Here is a 15,686-nt window from a genome sequence, read left to right as displayed (position 1 = left end):
AAGTCTTCGCGATGGAGTTGCGAAGGACCCAGTAAGGTCCGACAAGGCAGACGAATTTCAGCGGATGGCGGCCCACGGGTCGGCCCCATCGTTTTTAGGAGACACCAATGGCACGTATCACCCTGAGGCAGCTCCTGGATCACGCCGCCGAATACGAATACGGCGTTCCGGCCTTCAACCTGAATAACATGGAACAGGGCCTTGCCATCATGGCGGCGGCGGATGCCACAGATTCGCCGGTGATCCTGCAGGCGAGCAAGGGCGCGCGCGCCTATGCCAACGACGTGGTGCTGGCCAAGCTCATCGACGGGCTCGTGGAGATCTACCCCCACATCCCCGTCTGCATGCATCTCGATCACGGCAACAACGAAGCCACCTGCGCCACGGCGATCCAGTACGGCTTCACCTCGGTGATGATGGACGGTTCGCTCAAGGCCGACGGCAAGACCCCCGCCGACTACGCCTACAATGTCGAGATCACCGGCAACGTCACCCGCATGGCCCATTGGGCCGGCGTCTCGGTGGAGGGCGAGCTCGGCGTGCTCGGCTCGTTGGAGAGCGGCCAGGGCGAGGCCGAGGACGGCCATGGCGCCGAGGGCGTGCTGAGCCACGACCAGCTCCTCACCGACCCGGAAGAGGCGGTGAAGTTCGTTACCGCCACCAAGGTCGACGCGCTCGCCGTCGCCATGGGCACCAGCCACGGCGCCTACAAGTTCACCCGCCAGCCGGACGGCGACGTGCTCGCCATGAACGTGATCGAAGAGATCCACCGCCGCCTGCCGACGACCCACCTCGTCATGCACGGCTCCTCCTCGGTACCGCAGGATCTGCAGGACATCATCAATTCCTACGGCGGGCAGATGAAGCCCACCTGGGGCGTGCCGGTGGCCGAGATCCAGCGCGGCATCAAGCACGGCGTGCGCAAGATCAACATCGACACCGACAACCGCATGGCCATGACTGGCCAGATCCGGAAGGTTCTCACCGAGAACCCGGCCGAGTTCGATCCGCGCAAGTACCTGAAGCCCGCCATGGATGCGATGACGAAGCTCTGCCGCCAGCGTTTCGAGGAATTCGGCACCGCCGGTCAGGGCTCGAAGATCCGCCCGATCTCGGTCTCCGAGATGGCCAAGCGCTATGCCAACGGCTCGCTCGACCCGAAGATCGGCGCCGCCTGAGACCCTGTTCCGTGGTACCGGATCGCATCCGGAACCATGCCGTGACGCGGTGATCTCGCATCGCCTGTCCCCGAGACGCGGAGCCCGCGCCTCGGGATGATGCCGTTAGGACGACAAGAATGGCCGAACCCCGCACCCGCCTCGCACTTCTGTCCCCCCATCGGGTGGATTCCGACCGGGCCGATGCCCTCGCCGAAGCGCTGACCGCCGCCTGCGCGGCGGGGGACGTGGCGGCGGTGCTCCTGCGGCTCGCCCCGGCCGACGAGCGCAGCCTCGTGAACCTCGTCAAGCGGCTCGCTCCGGCCGCGCAATCGACCGGCGCCGCCCTAGTCATCACCGTGTCCGATTTCGCCGGCGACGTCGTCAGCGTGGCCGCGCGTGGCGGGGCGGACGGCGTTCATCTCGACAAGGCGCGGGACGGTGCCCTGCAGGATCTGCGCGAACGCCTCAGCGACGGTCGAATCCTCGGAGCCGGCGGGCATGAGCAGAAGCACGCGGCGATGGAGGCCGGCGAGGCCGGTGTCGATTACGTGATGTTCGGGGGGATCTACTCGGACGGGATCGCGCCCGATGCCGATACCGTTCGCGAGCGCGCGGAATGGTGGGTCGAAATCTTCGAGACTCCGTGCATCGCCGTGGCCCATGATCTGGCCCAGGTGGACGGTCTCCTGGCGACGGGGGCCGAGTTCCTCGGGCTGGAAAGCCACCTGTGGATGGGAGAAGGGGCGGATATCGCCGCCATCCAGGCCTTGGTCGCGGCGTCGGAGGCCGATACGTGAGGCGGGTCCGCCGGGCCGCCCTCGCCCTCGCCTTGGCGGAGGGCTTGGCGTTCGCTGCCTGCGCCGAAGCGCCGAAGGTGATGCCGACCGACCCGGCCGGACCCCAATCGCTGACGCCTCGCCCCAAGGAGACGCTGAAGGGGCAGCTGCGGGAACTCCCGACGCCGTATTCCATCGGCGCGACCGGCGCGGTGCCGCCCCGTTCGAAGACCGAGCCCGACATCGCCTTCGGCGCCTATCAGCGCGGCCAATATACCACCGCCTTCCGCGAGGCGACGAAGCGGATCGCCGCCGACAACAAGGACGCCGCGGCGATGACGCTGCTCGGCGAGCTCTACAACCAGGGCCTCGGGGTCAAGCAGGACCCGGTGAAGGCGGCCGAATGGTACCGTCTGGCCGCCAACCAGGGCGACACCCACGCCATGGCCTCCCTCGGCCTGATGTCGATCGATGGCCGCGGCGGCACGAAGGACCCGAAAGCCGGGCGCCGCTGGCTCGAACAGGCATCCCTGAAGGGCGACACCACGGCCGCCTACAACCTCGCCCTGATCCTGATCGGCACGGGAACCGAGCCGGACGAAGCCAAGGCGGCCGAGTTGTTCCGCAAGGCGGCCGAGGGTGAGATCGGCCCCGCCCAACACGATCTCGGCGTGCTCTACCTCCAGGGGAGGGGGGTGCCGAAGGATCCCAAACAGGCGGCCGAGTGGTTCCGGCGCGCCGCCGATAACGGCGATCTCGCCGGTGAGGTCGAGTTCGCGATCCTGCTGTTCAACGGCATCGGTGTCGAGAAAGACGAGGCCCGCGCGGCCCGCTACTTCCTCCACGCCGCGTCGCGCGGCAACGCCATCGCGCAGAATCGCGTGGCCATCCTCTATGCCCTGGGACGGGGGATGCAGAAGAACCCTGTCGAGGCCGCGGCCTGGAATCTCGCCGCCGCCGCCCAGGGGCGCTCCGACCCAAAGCTCGACGAGACTCTCGCCGGCCTCACCGCCGAGGAGCGAAGCCGGGCCGAGCGACTGGCCGAGGCGCGGATGAAGGTGGAGTGATACCAGTCGACGATGGGGAGACCTCATCGTCGACTGCCCGCGCGCGGCTTGCCGCGGACGATGCGGCATCCATGGGCGCCTGCGCGCGTTTCTCCTCTGCCCCGCATCGGCGAGGGGTGAGGAGGGCGGCAAACATGCTATGGCCGCGCAAGACCGTTCTTTGAATCGACCCGGACCTTTGCATCGATGATCAGCTCACCTCTCATGACCGTCATGGTCGACGCCGTCCGCAAGGCCGCCCGTGGCCTCAAGCGCGACTACGGCGAGATCGAGAACCTCCAGGTTTCCCGTAAAGGTCCCGGCAACTTCGTCTCCGCCGCCGACCGCAAGGCCGAGGAGGTGCTGCGCGATGCCCTGATGAAGGCGCGTCCCGGATACGGCCTGATCCTCGAGGAATCCGGGAATATCGAAGGGCAAGACAAGAGCCATACCTGGCACGTCGACCCCCTCGACGGCACCACCAACTTCCTCCACGGCATCCCGCATTTCGCGATCTCGGTGGGTCTCGAGCGCGAGGGCCAGATCGTCGCCGGCGTCATATACGATCCGGCCAAGGACGAGCTGTTCGTGGCCGAGCGCGGCAAGGGCGCCTATCTCAACAACCGCCGCCTGCGCGTCTCCGGCCGGACCGATCTCGCCGACGCTCTCGTCGCTTATGGCTCGCCCTATCTCGGGCGCGGCGACCACCCGAAGCTCCTGCGCGAGGTCGCGGCGGTGATGGCGGTGACCGGCGGTGCCCGCCGCTTCGGCTCTGCCGCCCTCGACCTTGCCTACGTCGCCTGCGGCCGCTCGGACCTCTACTGGGAGCGTGACCTGCAGACCTGGGACATCGCGGCCGGCATCATCCTGGTCCGCGAGGCCGGCGGCTTCGTGACCAGCGCCGATGGCGGAGCGGAGCCCCTGGCCGCCCGCTCGGTGGCGGCTGGCAACGAGAGCCTGCACGGCGATCTCGTGAAGCTCCTGCGTCGCGCCAACGCCTGAGATCCGAGGCCCCGGCTTTCCAGCTGGGGCTCGGCATGGTCCAACCCGCTCCGATCCTGACCTATCCTAGCGAAAGCCGCCCGTATGGAAGCCCGCCGCCACTCCGCGCTGAAGGATTCGATCCGCTCGATTCCGGATTACCCGAAGCCGGGAATCGTCTTTCGCGACATCACCACGCTGCTCAGTGACCCGCGCGCGTTCCGCCGCGCGGTGGATTCCCTGGTCCACCCCTTCGCGGGCGGCCGGATCGACCAGGTAGCCGGAATCGAGGCGCGGGGCTTCATCCTCGGCGGCGCGGTGGCGCACCAGCTCTCCTCGGGCTTCGTGCCGATCCGCAAGAAGGGCAAGCTGCCCCACAAGACCGTTTCCATCGCCTACGCGCTGGAATACGGCACCGACGAGATGGAAATCCACGTGGACGCCATCAAGCCGGGCGACAAGGTGCTGCTGGTGGACGACCTCATCGCCACCGGCGGCACTGCCTGCGCGGCGGTGAACCTGCTGCGCCAGATCGGCGCCGAGGTGGTGGCGGCCTGTTTCGTCATCGACCTGCCCGAGATCGGCGGGGCGCAGAAGCTGCGCGACCTCGACGTGCCGGTGCGGACGCTGATGGAATTCGACGGGCATTGATGCGCGACGCGTCCTTCTCTCGTGTGCGAGAGAAGGTGGCTCGCGGCAGCGGGTCGGATGAGGGGAGCGCCACCTTCGGAGAGGTCTTCCCCTCTCCCGTCTGCTGCACCGGCCTCCTCTCCCGCGAGGCTACTGGATTCACCCAGCTTCTCTACGGGTGTTTACTCTATCCGAGAGAGTTCGACTGAGGCGCAACGGAACTCCCTCTTCTGGAAGGAGAGGGGACTCGTGCCACCCGCGAGACGTGTGAATGCCGTAGCCCGCAAAGGGGAGAGGGGGTCTTTACGCGTTACGCCGCGAGGCTTTCGAACAACCCGCGCCCGTCGACCCCGCCGATGAGACCTTCGACGAAGTTCTCCGGGTGCGGCATCATCCCGAGCACGTTGAGGTTTTCGCTGTAGATGCCGGCGATGGAGTTCAGCGAGCCGTTCCGGTTGGCATCCACGGTCAGGTCGCCGGAGGCGTCGGAATAACGGAAGGCCACGCGGCCGTCGCCTTCGAGGCGCGCCACCGTATCGGCATCGGCGAAGTAATTGCCCTCGCCATGCGCCACGCAGACGTCGATCACCTGGCCCTTGGCATAGGACGACGTGAAGCGCGTATCGGCACGCTCTACCCGGAGCAGTTGGCGGTGGCAGATGAAGCGCCGGTCGACGTTGCGCATCAGCACGCCCGGCAGGAGGCCGGATTCGCACAGGATCTGGAAGCCGTTGCAGATGCCGAGCACCAGACCGCCGCGGGCGGCGTGGTCGCGGACGGCATCCATGGCGGCGGCGCGTCCGGCGATGGCCCCGCAGCGGAGATAGTCTCCGTAGGAGAACCCGCCCGGAAGCACCGCGAGGTCGGTGCCGGCCGGCAGCGCCGTCTCGGTGTGCCACATCTTGACCACCTCCGCGCCGGCGAGGTGCAGGGCGCGGGCGACGTCGCCGTCGCGGTTGGAGCCGGGGAAGACGACGATCGCGGCGCGCATCAGACGATCTCGATCTCGTAGTTCTCGACCACGGTGTTCGCGAGCAGCTTCTCGCAGGCGCTCTTCAGCGTCGCTTCGGCGCTGGCCGGATCCGTGTCCGCGATCTCGACGTCGAACACCTTGCCCTGGCGGACACCCTCGATGCCGGAAATGCCGAAGGACGAGAGAGCGGATTCGATCGCCTTGCCCTGAGGGTCGAGCACGCCGGTCTTCAGGGTGACGATGATGCGGGCTTTCATGGTCTCGGACTCGGTGCTGTGGCTCGACCCGTCAGGCGATAGTCGGGAAATGCCGACCATGCAACGCGGCTGCCCCATCGCGGCGGGGATGTTTCCCAGCCCGTTCCACCTCCGTCAGCCGCAAAAGCGATTCGGGATTATGTCGTGGATCAGCGACGGGCGGCCGGTGCGGCAGCGCGAATCGGCTCGATGCTCACCGCACGGCGCCAGAGCTGGACCATGATCCAGACGGCGATCGCACTGAACAGGACCATGAGGACATGGCCGACGGTGTCGCCGAGATCGAACAGACCGGCGAGCGCCCAGCCTGCGGCGATGGCGACGGCGAAGACTTCGGTGCCCACCAGCACCATCATGCTGACGATCGTGATCAGGTTGCGCGTATTCACGGGGATGCATCTCCGTCGACCCCGGAGCAGCAATTGCGGCGGGCGGCCGGAGCTTTACAGCGCCGGTCCGGTCCCGCGCAACATCGCGGCGCCGGGGTCGTCGTCAGGGACGGGTCAGCGCGGCGCGCGCTTGGCGAGGATACGCTGGAGCGTGCGCCGGTGCATGTTGAGGCGGCGTGCCGTCTCCGAGACGTTGCGGCTGCACAATTCATACACCCGCTGGATATGCTCCCAGCGCACACGATCGGCCGACATCGGGTTTTCCGGCGGGTCGGCCCGCTCGCCCGGCTGCGCCATCAACGTGCCGTGGATCTCGTCCGCATCGGCGGGCTTGGCGAGGTAATCGAACGCGCCGAGCTTCACGGCGGTGACGGCGGTGGCGATGTTGCCGTAGCCGGTGAGGATGACGCCCCGGGCCTCGGGCCGCTTCTCCTTCAGCCGCGCGATCACGTCGAGGCCGTTGCCGTCGCCGAGGCGCATGTCGATGACCGCGAAGGCGGGTGCACGGCTCTCCACCAGGGACACGCCCTCGGCCACGCTCTCGGCCACCTGAACCTCGTAGCCGCGGGCTTCCATCGCCCGCGCCAGGCGGGTTGAGAACGGCCTGTCGTCGTCCACGATCAGCAAGGTGCGGTCGGCATAAGCCGCCAGCGGATCGGATTCCGACGTCTGCAGCGCATCGGCAGCAAGCCCCGGACTTACACTCTGCGTCAGCATCCGACGCTCCTCCATTTTCCAAAACCGAGTTGTTGGCAACTTATATAGGGGCCGGACTGCGTTCGGTCAGGGGCACCTCGGCGTTGAATTCCGTGCCGCGCCGGGGAAGCGTGTCCCGCTCGAAGATGTGGCGCGCCCAGGATACGCGCACCACGGCTCCGGTTGCTTGGTGGCCCGACACGTTGGAGAGCGTAAGCTGCGCGCCGGAGCGTTCGATCAGGGTCTTTGCGATGAACAGACCGAGGCCGAGGCCGGCGCCGACGCTGTTCCCGCCGCGCGTTTTGTCGGGGCTTCGGGTGGTGACGTAGGGCTCGCCCGCCCGCAGCAGGATCTCGCTGGAGAAGCCCGGGCCGTCGTCGCTGATCTCGAGGGAGACCCGCTCGGCGGTCCAGCGCGCCTCGATGACGACGCGGCTGGTGGCGAAGTCCACGGCGTTGTCGACGATGTTGGCGAGGCCGAACAGCACCCCCGGATTGCGCCGGCACGCCGGCTCGATTCCGTCGCCCCGGCTGGTGACGTCGAGCGCGATGCCCATGGCGCGCTGGGGCGCCACCAGCTCCTCCACGAGATGGCTCAGGGTCACGGTCTGAAGGATGCCGGCTTCGTCCCCGTCGAGGGAGGTCAGTTTCGACAGGATGCCGCGACAGCGGTCGACTTGGTCGCGCAGGAGGTCGAGGTCGTCCTTCACGGCGGGTGAGGCCGTGGGGGCGAGCTGGCGCGTGAGTTCCTTGGTGACGAGCATGATCGTGCCGAGAGGCGTGCCGAGCTCATGCGCCGCCGCCGCCGCCAACCCGTCGAGCTGCGAAAGGTGCTGCTCGCGCGCCAGCACGAGTTCCGTGGCCGCGAGGGCCTGGGCGAGCTGCCGGGTCTCTTCGGAGACCTTCCAGGCATAGACCCCGGTGAAGGCGGTGCCGAGGAGGATCGCCGTCCACACTCCCGAGACGTAGAGGAACGGGAGTTCGAGCCGCCCGTCCGCGAACCACGGCAGCGGCCGGTGGATCAGCGCCAGCATGGTCGCGAGCCCCACCGCCAGGAGCCCCAGCGCCAGGGTCCGCTCGGGGGGCAGGGCCGTGGCCGAGATCAGCACGGGGGCGAGGAAAAGCAGCGAGAATGGGTTCTGCAGGCCGCCGGTGAGGAAAAGGAGGGCGGCGAGCTGGATGATATCGAAGGCCAGGAGCAGGGCCGCCGAATCGTCGCTCAGGCGGTAGCTCGCGGGAAACCGGATCCGCAGGGCGAGGTTCAGCCAGGAGGACGCCGCGATGACGAGGAAACACCAGCCGAAGGGCAGGGGCAGGCCGAGGCCGAACTGGGCGCCGACGACAGCTGCGCTCTGCCCGGTGATCGCGAGCCAGCGCAGGCGCACGAATGTGTCGAGCCGAAGGTGCCGGGCATCGCGGACGAAGCCATTGGTGCTCATGTCGATCATGTCCGCTCAACGATAGCGCTCGACGGCTGCGAATCCATGGTTCGCCCGCCGATTGCGCCCATCCTTGCGCACTCCGCACCTGTACGAATGTCCCGAACCGAACGTTTCGCGAGGCGCGGCGTTCTCTACAGCGCCGGGTCGCGCTGGTAGTCGGGTCGCGCGGGCAGTCGAGCCGAGCGGAAAATCGATACGCGGGACGACGAGGGAGGGGCGGATATGAGCTTGGCCTACACCTGGTATGAGTTCGGTCGCATGATGACGGCTCCGGCGCGCCTCGCGGCCGACATGGTCAAGCACAGCCTGGAGAATCCCGCCAACCCGCTCGCCTACTCGCCCTATGCGAAGTCCATGGCCGCGGCCTGCGAGATGTTCGAGCGCGGAACCCGGCGCTACGCCAAGCCGGCCTTCGGGCTCACCGGAACCTGGATCGACGGGGCGAGCGTGCCCGTGAGCGAGCGGGTGGTGTGGGAGAAGCCGTTCTGCCGGGTCGTGACCTTCGACCGCTCATTCGCGCGCGGCCCCTCCGAGCCGCAGCCCAAGCTCCTGATCGTGGCGCCGATGTCGGGGCACTACGCCACGCTCCTGCGCGGCACCGTAGAGGCGATGCTCCCCAATCATCAGGTCTTCATCACCGACTGGACCGATGCGCGCCTCGTGCCGATCACGGAGGGGCGGTTCGATCTCGACACCTACATCGACTACCTGAAGGAGATCTTCGTCGCCCTCGGTCCGGACCTTCACGTCATGGCCGTGTGCCAGCCGGCGGTGCCGGTGCTGGCCACCGTGGCGTTGATGGAGGCGCAAGGCACGATGCCGGTGCCGCGCTCGATGACCCTGATGGGCGGCCCCATCGACACCCGCCGCTCGCCCACCGCCGTCAACTGCCTGGCGCAGGAGCGCGGCACCGCATGGTTCGAGCGGAACTGCATCACCATGGTCCCGCTGGCGTATCCCGGTGCCCTGCGCAGCGTCTATCCGGGCTTCTTCCAGCTCGGCGGATTCATGGCGATGAACCTCGATCGTCACGTGAACGCCCATACCGAGATGTTCGATCATCTCGTCACCGGCGACGGCGATTCCGCCGAGAAGCACCGGGAATTCTACGACGAGTATCTCGCGGTGATGGACCTGACGGCGGAATTCTACCTTCAGACGATCAAGACCGTCTTCGTCGACCACGCCCTGCCGAAGGGCGAGATGCTCCATCGCGGCGAGCGGGTGGACCTCACCGCGATCCGGACCTGCGCGATCCTCGCCATCGAGGGCGAGAACGACGACATCTCCGGTGTCGGCCAGACCAAGGCTTCCCTCGACCTGACCCCGAACCTGCCGCCCGAGCGCAAGGCCTATCACCTGCAGGAGCGCGTCGGCCATTACGGGGTGTTCAACGGCTCACGCTATCGCACGGTCATCGCCCCGCGGATCGCCTCCTTCATCCGCGAGATGCAGGCCTTGCCGGCTCTGGAGCGACGACCCGCTGCGTAGTGCGGGATCGGCCCCCGCAAAAGTTCTGGACGTGACCCACGCCCCGATGGCGGCGGCGGGAGGCTGCCGCTAAGCTGACGCCATGAGAGTCGCCCTGCTGCGCGGGTCCGATCCCGACCATATCGACATCCTCCACGAGGGCGCGAAGCTCCGCGTCTCCCTGCGCCGCCGCCCGGCGGCCCGCAGGCTGACCCTGCGCGTGTCGAGTGCCACCGGCGAGGTGGTGATGACCCTGCCAGCCCGGACGTCCCTCGCCGTGGCGCGCACCTTCGCGGTCAGCCATGGCGGCTGGATCGCCATGCGGCTCGCCAAGGTTCCGGACCGTGTGGCGTTCGAGGCGGGGGCGGAACTCCCGCTGCGCGGTGTCGGCCATCGCATCGTCCACCGGAGCGAGCGCGGCGGCGTGACCCTGGTGACGGAGGAGGAGGGCGGTCCGGTCCTCTCCGTGGCGTGCGAGGCGCCCCATCTGCCGCGCCGGGTCAGAGATTTTCTGGAGCGGGAGGTCCGCAAGGATCTCGCCCAGGCGGTGTCGGTCTATACGGAGAAGTTGGGCCAAGGCCCGAAACGGATCACCATCCGCGATACCCGCTCGCGCTGGGGTTCCTGCACCGCGCGTGGCGAGTTGAACTTCTCGTGGCGCCTGATCCTGGCGCCGCCCCTGGTGCTCGATTACCTCGTGGCCCACGAGATGGCCCATTTGCGCGAGATGAACCATTCCCAGCGGTTCTGGTCGCTGGTGGGATCCCTGTGCCCGCATGTGGACGAGGCCGAGCGCTGGCTCAAGCGCAACGGCGCCAGCCTCCACCGCTACGGCTGAGGCAGGGGCCGGGTCCAACCCTTGCCCAATCGTGACCTACCCGCGTGCGCGTAGTACCCGGCGGCGCTCGACCTGCTCCACCGGCCAGGTCGGACGGGCGTCCACGTCCCCTGGCCGCAAGGTACGGGGCGCGACGCTGTCGCAGACTTCGCGCTGACGCAGGATCGTCGGGTTGCCGAACTCGTCGAGGCGACGGACATACCCGCCATCGCGGCAGAAGCCGGCGATCTCGGCCGAATTGGAATTGATCCGGCCCCCCGGCATGCGCCGGATCGGGCGGTGCTCGACCACGAGCGGCCCGTCCCGGTTGAGCGACCGCTCCACATAGGTGGTCTCGTCGACGGGCAGGGACTCGGCCGAGGCGGGAGCGATCCCGGCGAGGATCAGGAACGCGGCGGTAGCAGGAAATCGCATGGGCTCGGTCCGTTGGCGCTTGGGGCTTTGCCCCGTGAACTAGGGCGTCATCCTGGGTAACGATAGTCCGTGAGAGTAAACTAGTGGTCACGCTTGACACAGAATAGCCGCGCATGGTCGGAACACCGCGGGTTTCATCGGGTGCCCCCCAGCCATGAGGGGTGAGGCGAGAGGGATCGGCGCGTGGGTTTTCGAGCAATGCTGGGGCGTGCGAGGCGGGTCGCCGAGGATCGGGCGACCTCTCTCGGGCGTCCGGCGCGGATCGGTCTGATCTGCATGGCCGCACTCGCCGGCATGGGGCTGGCCGGGGGCGGCCGTGCCGAGGCGCAGGGCATGGTGCGCAACACCTTCGGGGACTGGCAGCTCCGCTGCGAGACGCCGGCGGGGGCGAAGGCCGAGCAATGCGCCCTGGTCCAGTACCTCGCCGCCGAGGACCGGCCCAACCTCACCCTCGTCGTCATCGTCCTCAAGACGGCGGACAATCGCGGCTACCTGCTGCGCGTGGTGGCGCCGCTGGGCGTGCTGCTGCCCTCCGGCCTCGGCCTGAAGATCGACAAGACCGATGTCGGCCGGGCCGGGTTCGTGCGTTGCCTCACCACGGGCTGCGTCGCCGAGGTGGTCATGGACGACAACCTCATCAAGCAGTTCAGCGCCGGGGTGCAGGCCACGTTCATCGTGTTCCAGACCCCGGAAGAGGGGGTCGGCATCCCCCTGTCGATGAAGGGCTTCGGCGACGGGTTCGCCAGCTTGAAATAGGCCTGTTCCGGCGCCCCGCGCCGGCGATTCAGCGGGATCTGAGGATGCGGACACGCGCGAAAACGGTCGGGATCGCCCTGATTGCGGGATTCCTGCCTTTGGCGGCCACAATGCCCGGGACGGCCCTGGCCGAGGACGGGAACTGGTTCACCAACATGCTCAAATACGGCGGGACCACGGTTCCGCCGTCTCAGCCCGCCGACCTCGGCGAGGTCTATTGCCCCACGGTCGACGTCGCGGAGAACGGCGCCGCCCTGCGCAGCTATGGCGGCCGGGCCGACGACAATGCCAGCCTGCGCAGCCAGATCACCCTCGGTCGTCTCGCCCGTGAATGTGTGCGCCTGGCCGATGGCTCGGTGAGCGTGAAGGTCGGCGTCGAGGGTCAGGTGCTGCTGGGGCCGCAGGGACGGCCCGGACGGTTCGAGGCCCCGGTCTATTTCACGATCAAGGCCGGGGACCAGACCATCGTCGCGCGGGCGCGCAAGGTGGCGGTGTCGATCGGACCGGGCGAGGCGCAGGGCCTGTTCACGGTGATCGAGGAGAACCTCGTGGTGCCGCGCCCCCTGAGCGAGAGCTACGAGATCGGCGTCTCGCTGCACGGAGCGCCCGGCAAGGCTGCGGCGAAGCGCAAGCGCAAGCCCGCTCCGACAAGTGCCGCCGCCCCCGCAGAGGCGGCACCCGAGGCGTCGCAATAGTGCTCCGCCACGCACTCTCCCGTCGATGCGCCAGGAAAAAGGGGCCTCCGCTCGCGCGGGGCCCCTTTTTTAGGTCGTCTCGGTGAAGTCTTTTACTGAACCAGACGCGGGCCGCCGGACTGGACCTTCTCGTTCTCGGACATGATGCCGAGACGCTTGGCCACTTCCGTATAGGCCTCGATCAGGCCGCCAAGATCCTTGCGGAAGCGGTCCTTGTCGAGCTTGTCCTGGCTCTTGATGTCCCACAGGCGGCAGGAATCCGGGGAGATCTCGTCGGCCACGACGATCCGCATCAGGTCGCCTTCCCAGAGGCGGCCGGTCTCGATCTTGAAGTCCACGAGACGGATACCGACGCCGAGGAAGAGGCCCGACAGGAAATCGTTGACGCGGATGGCCAGCGCCATGATGTCGTCGATCTCCTGGGGCGTCGCCCAGCCGAAGGCGGTGATGTGCTCTTCCGACACCATCGGGTCGTTGAGCGCGTCGTTCTTGTAATAGAACTCGATGATCGAGCGCGGCAGCTGCGTGCCTTCCTCGAGACCGAGGCGGGTGGCGAGCGAGCCGGCGGCGACGTTGCGCACCACCACCTCGAGAGGGATGATCTCGACTTCGCGGATCAACTGCTCGCGCATGTTGAGGCGGCGGATGAAGTGGGTCGGCACGCCGATATCGTTGAGGTGCTGGAACACGAACTCGGAGATCCGGTTGTTCAGCACACCCTTGCCGTCGATGACCTCGTGCTTCTGCGCGTTGAAGGCGGTGGCATCATCCTTGAAATGCTGGATGAGCGTTCCCGGCTCGGGTCCCTCGTACAGGACCTTCGCCTTGCCCTCGTAGATGCGACGGCGGCGGTTCATAGGCGTATACCGTGGTTTGAGGAAGTCCATGGGCCGTGACTCCTTCGGACAGTCGATGTGCGGAATCCGCGGCGTGGCGGCCTCGATGAGACCGGGCCGCGAGAACACATCGTTTGTCGAAAGCCTCGACGACCGTGGCGCAAACTACCCGAAGCGGGTTTGCAGTACAACGCGTCCGCCCGCAGCCCGGCCTTGCGGTACGAGTCGGATACGCATGACGAGGCAAGCGCCGTCCCGTCAGGCCGCGACGGTCTTGTCCGGATAGCGGCAGAGATCGGCGATGAGGCAGGTCGGGCATTCGGGCTTGCGCGCCTTGCACACGTAGCGGCCGAACAGGATCAGCCAATGGTGGGCGTTCAGGCGGAACGGCTCCGGCACGATCGCCTCCAGTCCCGCCTGGACCTTGTCCGTCGTCGCCGCGACCACGAGGGGGATGCGGTTCGAGACCCGGAAGATATGGGTGTCGACGGCGATGGTGGGTACGCCGAAGGCGACGTTCATGACAACGCTCGCGGTCTTGGTGCCGACGCCCGGCAGGATTTCGAGATGCTCGCGCGAGGCCGGCACCTCTCCGCCATGCTGCTCCAGCAGGATGCGGGACAGCGCGATGACGTTCTTCGCCTTGGTGTTGAACAGGCCGATGATGCGGATGAAGCCGCGCACCCGTTCTTCTCCCAAGTCCAGCATCGCCGCCGGCGTATCGGCAATGGCAAAGAGGGGTGCGGTGGCGAGGTTCACACTTTTGTCGGTGGCCTGGGCCGACAGTACCACCGCTACGAGAAGCGTGAACGGGTTGAGATAGTCGAGTTCCGCCCTGGGTTCCGGGTTGGCGGCACGCAGCCGCGAAAAGATCTCGATGACCGTCTCTGCATCGGCAGGGGAGGGGGCCGTCTTCACCCCGGTGACGAGGGGGGCGGCGAGGGTCGCCGCCCGTGTGGCCTTCGGCGCGGGCGATGTCGTCGCGGTCACGGACTTCTTGAGGGGCTTCGACTGTCGGGTCTTCATCGGTGGGTTATATGTGTCCCACGGAGAGCGGCAACACGGTTCGCGACATGATCCCATCCCATCCCGACGGGCTCGACCCGAACAGCATCGATGTCCCGGTTTTTCAGGCGACCATTCGCCCGCATCAATCGCTGACCTATCATGGCTTTCGGAACGTCATGATCGGCTGCGGCGTCGTCTCACTGGTGACGTCGATCGCCTGTGTCCAGGCGGGGTTCTGGCCGGTGGCGGGCTTTTTCGGCCTCGATATGATCGCCCTCTACGTGGCGCTGAAAACGAGCATCAGGCGCGGGCGCTCCTTCGAGGAAGTGATGATTTCGCCCATCGAGGTCATGCTCGCCCGCGTGACCCATCGCGGCGAGCGGCGCGAATGGCGCTTCAATCCCCTGTGGACCAAGCTGACCAAGGTCGAGGACGAGGAGTACGGCCTCCAGACCCTGACGCTGGTCTCGCGCCGGGAATACGTGGTGGTGGCCCGCGATGCATCGCCCCCCGTCCGTGAGCGGATCGCCGAGGGACTGACGCGGGCACTGGCGGATGTGAAGAGGGGGTACTGAGGTTTGCGCGCGTTGCTCCTGCAACTCGCCCTCGTTCTCGTCGGCTTTGCCGGCTCCGCGATCGCCGCCCCCACCGGATCGGTGGAGGTCCGCTTCATCGAGCCGGACAAATACGTCGACGCCAACAACCGGTTCAGTTCCGGCCTCAAGCCCGAGGCGACACTGGCCGAGCTACGCCGATTGATCGAGCAGGCTGCCTCATCCTTCCTCGCCCCCGGCGAGCGTCTGGTCGTCGAAATCTTGGATGTGGACCTAGCGGGGTTTCCCAATCCGGGTGCCAATTTCCCTTACGGCATGCGAGTGGTCACCGATGCGACTCCTCCTTCGTTTCGCCTGCGCTACGCGCTGACGGACCGGCGCGGTCGGCGCAAAGCGTCGAACGAGGAGCGGGTGAGCGATATCAACTTCCTGCTCGGTGCCCGCGCCGCACAATCGGGCGGCTTTCCCTATGAACGCGAGTTGCTCCGGGAATGGGCGAGACGCCGGTTCGCGAACCGGCCCTGAGCGGACGCCCAGTCGGGCCAATCGACGGATGAGGCCGGGTCGAGGACACCGCAGGGGAGGGGAGACGGCATGACGAGCCGGCTCGGAAATTTCGCATCCCTCGATTTTTGCGGTTGACGCCCGCCGGGCTGGTCCGTATATCCCTGTTCATCGGCGGCGGCCAGCGGGGACTTCGGTTCGGCGGGTGGCTGTTGTGTCTTCTGGGTGATGATCGGATGGATGATCCGGCTGGTTAGCTGGG

At 67.3% G+C, this 15,686-nt stretch carries 19 protein-coding genes; 11 read left to right on the top strand and 8 right to left on the bottom strand.

All coding sequences use genetic code 11. The features are described from left to right. The first annotated feature begins 107 nt into the window (after positions 1 to 107). The 5 genes from fba (at position 108) to ASF08_RS16375 (ending at position 4,614) form a co-directional block, all read left to right on the top strand. On the top strand, positions 108 to 1,178 hold the full coding sequence (gene fba, locus ASF08_RS16395) for a class II fructose-bisphosphate aldolase (protein ID WP_018042049.1): 1,071 nt from the start codon (positions 108 to 110) through the stop codon (positions 1,176 to 1,178). 119 nt (positions 1,179 to 1,297) lie between these two features. Beyond that, positions 1,298 to 1,957 (top strand): thiamine phosphate synthase, encoded by a 660-nt coding sequence (locus ASF08_RS16390; protein WP_018042050.1) that lies wholly within the window; start codon positions 1,298 to 1,300, stop codon positions 1,955 to 1,957. Next, positions 1,954 to 3,003, top strand: coding sequence for a tetratricopeptide repeat protein (locus ASF08_RS16385; RefSeq protein WP_056147232.1), 1,050 nt, complete (start codon positions 1,954 to 1,956; stop codon positions 3,001 to 3,003). The genes ASF08_RS16390 and ASF08_RS16385 overlap by 4 nt, the downstream gene beginning before the upstream one ends. A 186-nt stretch (positions 3,004 to 3,189) precedes the next feature. Then, a complete protein-coding gene (locus tag ASF08_RS16380; RefSeq protein ID WP_026175625.1) occupies positions 3,190 to 3,984 on the top strand; it encodes an inositol monophosphatase family protein in 795 nt (264 codons plus the stop codon). 84 nt (positions 3,985 to 4,068) lie between these two features. After that, positions 4,069 to 4,614 (top strand): adenine phosphoribosyltransferase, encoded by a 546-nt coding sequence (locus ASF08_RS16375; protein WP_027170828.1) that lies wholly within the window; start codon positions 4,069 to 4,071, stop codon positions 4,612 to 4,614. Positions 4,615 to 4,903: 289 nt separating this feature from the next. Here ASF08_RS16375 and purQ read toward each other — a convergent pair whose 3' ends face one another. The 5 genes from purQ to ASF08_RS16345 all read right to left on the bottom strand — a co-directional run bounded on the left by purQ (position 4,904) and on the right by ASF08_RS16345 (position 8,355). Then, positions 4,904 to 5,584, bottom strand: coding sequence for a phosphoribosylformylglycinamidine synthase subunit PurQ (gene purQ, locus ASF08_RS16365; protein ID WP_056147220.1), 681 nt, complete (start codon positions 5,582 to 5,584; stop codon positions 4,904 to 4,906). After that, on the bottom strand, positions 5,584 to 5,823 hold the full coding sequence (purS, locus tag ASF08_RS16360; protein ID WP_018042055.1) for a phosphoribosylformylglycinamidine synthase subunit PurS: 240 nt from the start codon (positions 5,821 to 5,823) through the stop codon (positions 5,584 to 5,586). Before purS ends, purQ begins: the two co-directional genes overlap by 1 nt. 149 nt (positions 5,824 to 5,972) lie before the next feature. Continuing rightward, the gene (locus tag ASF08_RS16355) at positions 5,973 to 6,212 is read right to left on the bottom strand and encodes a hypothetical protein (protein ID WP_056147217.1); all 240 of its coding nucleotides are present in this window, start codon (positions 6,210 to 6,212) and stop codon (positions 5,973 to 5,975) included. 114 nt (positions 6,213 to 6,326) lie between these two features. Beyond that, positions 6,327 to 6,929, bottom strand: a complete 603-nt coding sequence (locus ASF08_RS16350; protein WP_056147213.1) for an ActR/PrrA/RegA family redox response regulator transcription factor — start codon at positions 6,927 to 6,929, stop codon at positions 6,327 to 6,329. A 40-nt stretch (positions 6,930 to 6,969) separates the two neighbouring features. Beyond that, on the bottom strand, positions 6,970 to 8,355 hold the full coding sequence (locus ASF08_RS16345; protein WP_056147209.1) for an ActS/PrrB/RegB family redox-sensitive histidine kinase: 1,386 nt from the start codon (positions 8,353 to 8,355) through the stop codon (positions 6,970 to 6,972). A gap of 216 nt (positions 8,356 to 8,571) precedes the next feature. On the opposite strand from ASF08_RS16345, the gene ASF08_RS16340 reads away from it, so the two are divergent. Both ASF08_RS16340 and ASF08_RS16335 read left to right on the top strand, forming a co-directional pair. Next, a complete protein-coding gene (locus ASF08_RS16340) occupies positions 8,572 to 9,840 on the top strand; it encodes a polyhydroxyalkanoate depolymerase (RefSeq protein ID WP_056147207.1) in 1,269 nt (422 codons plus the stop codon). Positions 9,841 to 9,922: 82 nt separating this feature from the next. Continuing rightward, on the top strand, positions 9,923 to 10,657 hold the full coding sequence (locus ASF08_RS16335) for a M48 family metallopeptidase (RefSeq protein WP_018042060.1): 735 nt from the start codon (positions 9,923 to 9,925) through the stop codon (positions 10,655 to 10,657). 36 nt (positions 10,658 to 10,693) lie between these two features. On the opposite strand, the gene ASF08_RS16330 is transcribed toward ASF08_RS16335, so the two are convergent. Then, positions 10,694 to 11,071: a hypothetical protein gene (locus ASF08_RS16330; protein ID WP_018042061.1), complete on the bottom strand. Its 378-nt coding sequence runs from the start codon at positions 11,069 to 11,071 to the stop codon at positions 10,694 to 10,696. 276 nt (positions 11,072 to 11,347) lie between these two features. Between ASF08_RS16330 and ASF08_RS16325 the strand changes: the two genes are divergently transcribed. Both ASF08_RS16325 and ASF08_RS16320 read left to right on the top strand, forming a co-directional pair. Beyond that, positions 11,348 to 11,827, top strand: coding sequence for an invasion associated locus B family protein (locus tag ASF08_RS16325; RefSeq protein WP_043764423.1), 480 nt, complete (start codon positions 11,348 to 11,350; stop codon positions 11,825 to 11,827). A gap of 44 nt (positions 11,828 to 11,871) precedes the next feature. After that, the gene (locus tag ASF08_RS16320; RefSeq protein ID WP_056147206.1) at positions 11,872 to 12,522 is read left to right on the top strand and encodes a hypothetical protein; all 651 of its coding nucleotides are present in this window, start codon (positions 11,872 to 11,874) and stop codon (positions 12,520 to 12,522) included. 92 nt (positions 12,523 to 12,614) lie between these two features. Here the strand turns inward: ASF08_RS16320 and purC are convergent, their stop codons facing one another. Together purC and nth are read right to left on the bottom strand one after the other, a co-directional pair. After that, positions 12,615 to 13,409, bottom strand: coding sequence for a phosphoribosylaminoimidazolesuccinocarboxamide synthase (purC, locus tag ASF08_RS16315; RefSeq protein WP_026175628.1), 795 nt, complete (start codon positions 13,407 to 13,409; stop codon positions 12,615 to 12,617). Positions 13,410 to 13,616: 207 nt separating this feature from the next. Next, positions 13,617 to 14,384, bottom strand: a complete 768-nt coding sequence (nth, locus tag ASF08_RS16310; RefSeq protein WP_244474564.1) for an endonuclease III — start codon at positions 14,382 to 14,384, stop codon at positions 13,617 to 13,619. A 47-nt stretch (positions 14,385 to 14,431) separates the two neighbouring features. Between nth and ASF08_RS16305 the strand changes: the two genes are divergently transcribed. Both ASF08_RS16305 and ASF08_RS16300 read left to right on the top strand, forming a co-directional pair. Next, positions 14,432 to 14,941, top strand: coding sequence for a DUF2244 domain-containing protein (locus ASF08_RS16305; protein ID WP_018042066.1), 510 nt, complete (start codon positions 14,432 to 14,434; stop codon positions 14,939 to 14,941). A gap of 3 nt (positions 14,942 to 14,944) precedes the next feature. Beyond that, positions 14,945 to 15,445, top strand: coding sequence for a DUF3016 domain-containing protein (locus ASF08_RS16300; protein ID WP_244474563.1), 501 nt, complete (start codon positions 14,945 to 14,947; stop codon positions 15,443 to 15,445). Positions 15,446 to 15,686: the final 241 nt, after the last annotated feature.

It is taken from the genome of Methylobacterium sp. Leaf85, assembly GCF_001422125.1.
Classification (GTDB): Bacteria; Pseudomonadota; Alphaproteobacteria; order Rhizobiales; family Beijerinckiaceae; genus Methylobacterium; species Methylobacterium bullatum.
This window is presented reverse-complemented; position numbering and strand designations above follow the sequence as displayed.

Excerpts from the sequence above, each read along its gene's own strand:
- purQ (WP_056147220.1), bottom strand. The coding sequence starts at position 5,584 with ATGCGCGCCGCGATCGTCGTCTTCCCCGGCTCCAACCGCGACGGCGAC.
- nth (WP_244474564.1), bottom strand. The coding sequence starts at position 14,384 with ATGAAGACCCGACAGTCGAAGCCCCTCAAGAAGTCCGTGACCGCGACG.
- ASF08_RS16330 (WP_018042061.1), bottom strand. The coding sequence starts at position 11,071 with ATGCGATTTCCTGCTACCGCCGCGTTCCTGATCCTCGCCGGGATCGCT.
- ASF08_RS16335 (WP_018042060.1), top strand. The coding sequence starts at position 9,923 with ATGAGAGTCGCCCTGCTGCGCGGGTCCGATCCCGACCATATCGACATC.
- purS (WP_018042055.1), bottom strand. The coding sequence starts at position 5,823 with ATGAAAGCCCGCATCATCGTCACCCTGAAGACCGGCGTGCTCGACCCT.
- ASF08_RS16350 (WP_056147213.1), bottom strand. The coding sequence starts at position 6,929 with ATGCTGACGCAGAGTGTAAGTCCGGGGCTTGCTGCCGATGCGCTGCAG.
- ASF08_RS16345 (WP_056147209.1), bottom strand. The coding sequence starts at position 8,355 with ATGATCGACATGAGCACCAATGGCTTCGTCCGCGATGCCCGGCACCTT.
- ASF08_RS16390 (WP_018042050.1), top strand. The coding sequence starts at position 1,298 with ATGGCCGAACCCCGCACCCGCCTCGCACTTCTGTCCCCCCATCGGGTG.
- ASF08_RS16325 (WP_043764423.1), top strand. The coding sequence starts at position 11,348 with ATGGCCGCACTCGCCGGCATGGGGCTGGCCGGGGGCGGCCGTGCCGAG.
- ASF08_RS16305 (WP_018042066.1), top strand. The coding sequence starts at position 14,432 with ATGATCCCATCCCATCCCGACGGGCTCGACCCGAACAGCATCGATGTC.
- fba (WP_018042049.1), top strand. The coding sequence starts at position 108 with ATGGCACGTATCACCCTGAGGCAGCTCCTGGATCACGCCGCCGAATAC.
- ASF08_RS16340 (WP_056147207.1), top strand. The coding sequence starts at position 8,572 with ATGAGCTTGGCCTACACCTGGTATGAGTTCGGTCGCATGATGACGGCT.
- purC (WP_026175628.1), bottom strand. The coding sequence starts at position 13,409 with ATGGACTTCCTCAAACCACGGTATACGCCTATGAACCGCCGCCGTCGC.
- ASF08_RS16380 (WP_026175625.1), top strand. The coding sequence starts at position 3,190 with ATGATCAGCTCACCTCTCATGACCGTCATGGTCGACGCCGTCCGCAAG.
- ASF08_RS16375 (WP_027170828.1), top strand. The coding sequence starts at position 4,069 with ATGGAAGCCCGCCGCCACTCCGCGCTGAAGGATTCGATCCGCTCGATT.
- ASF08_RS16320 (WP_056147206.1), top strand. The coding sequence starts at position 11,872 with ATGCGGACACGCGCGAAAACGGTCGGGATCGCCCTGATTGCGGGATTC.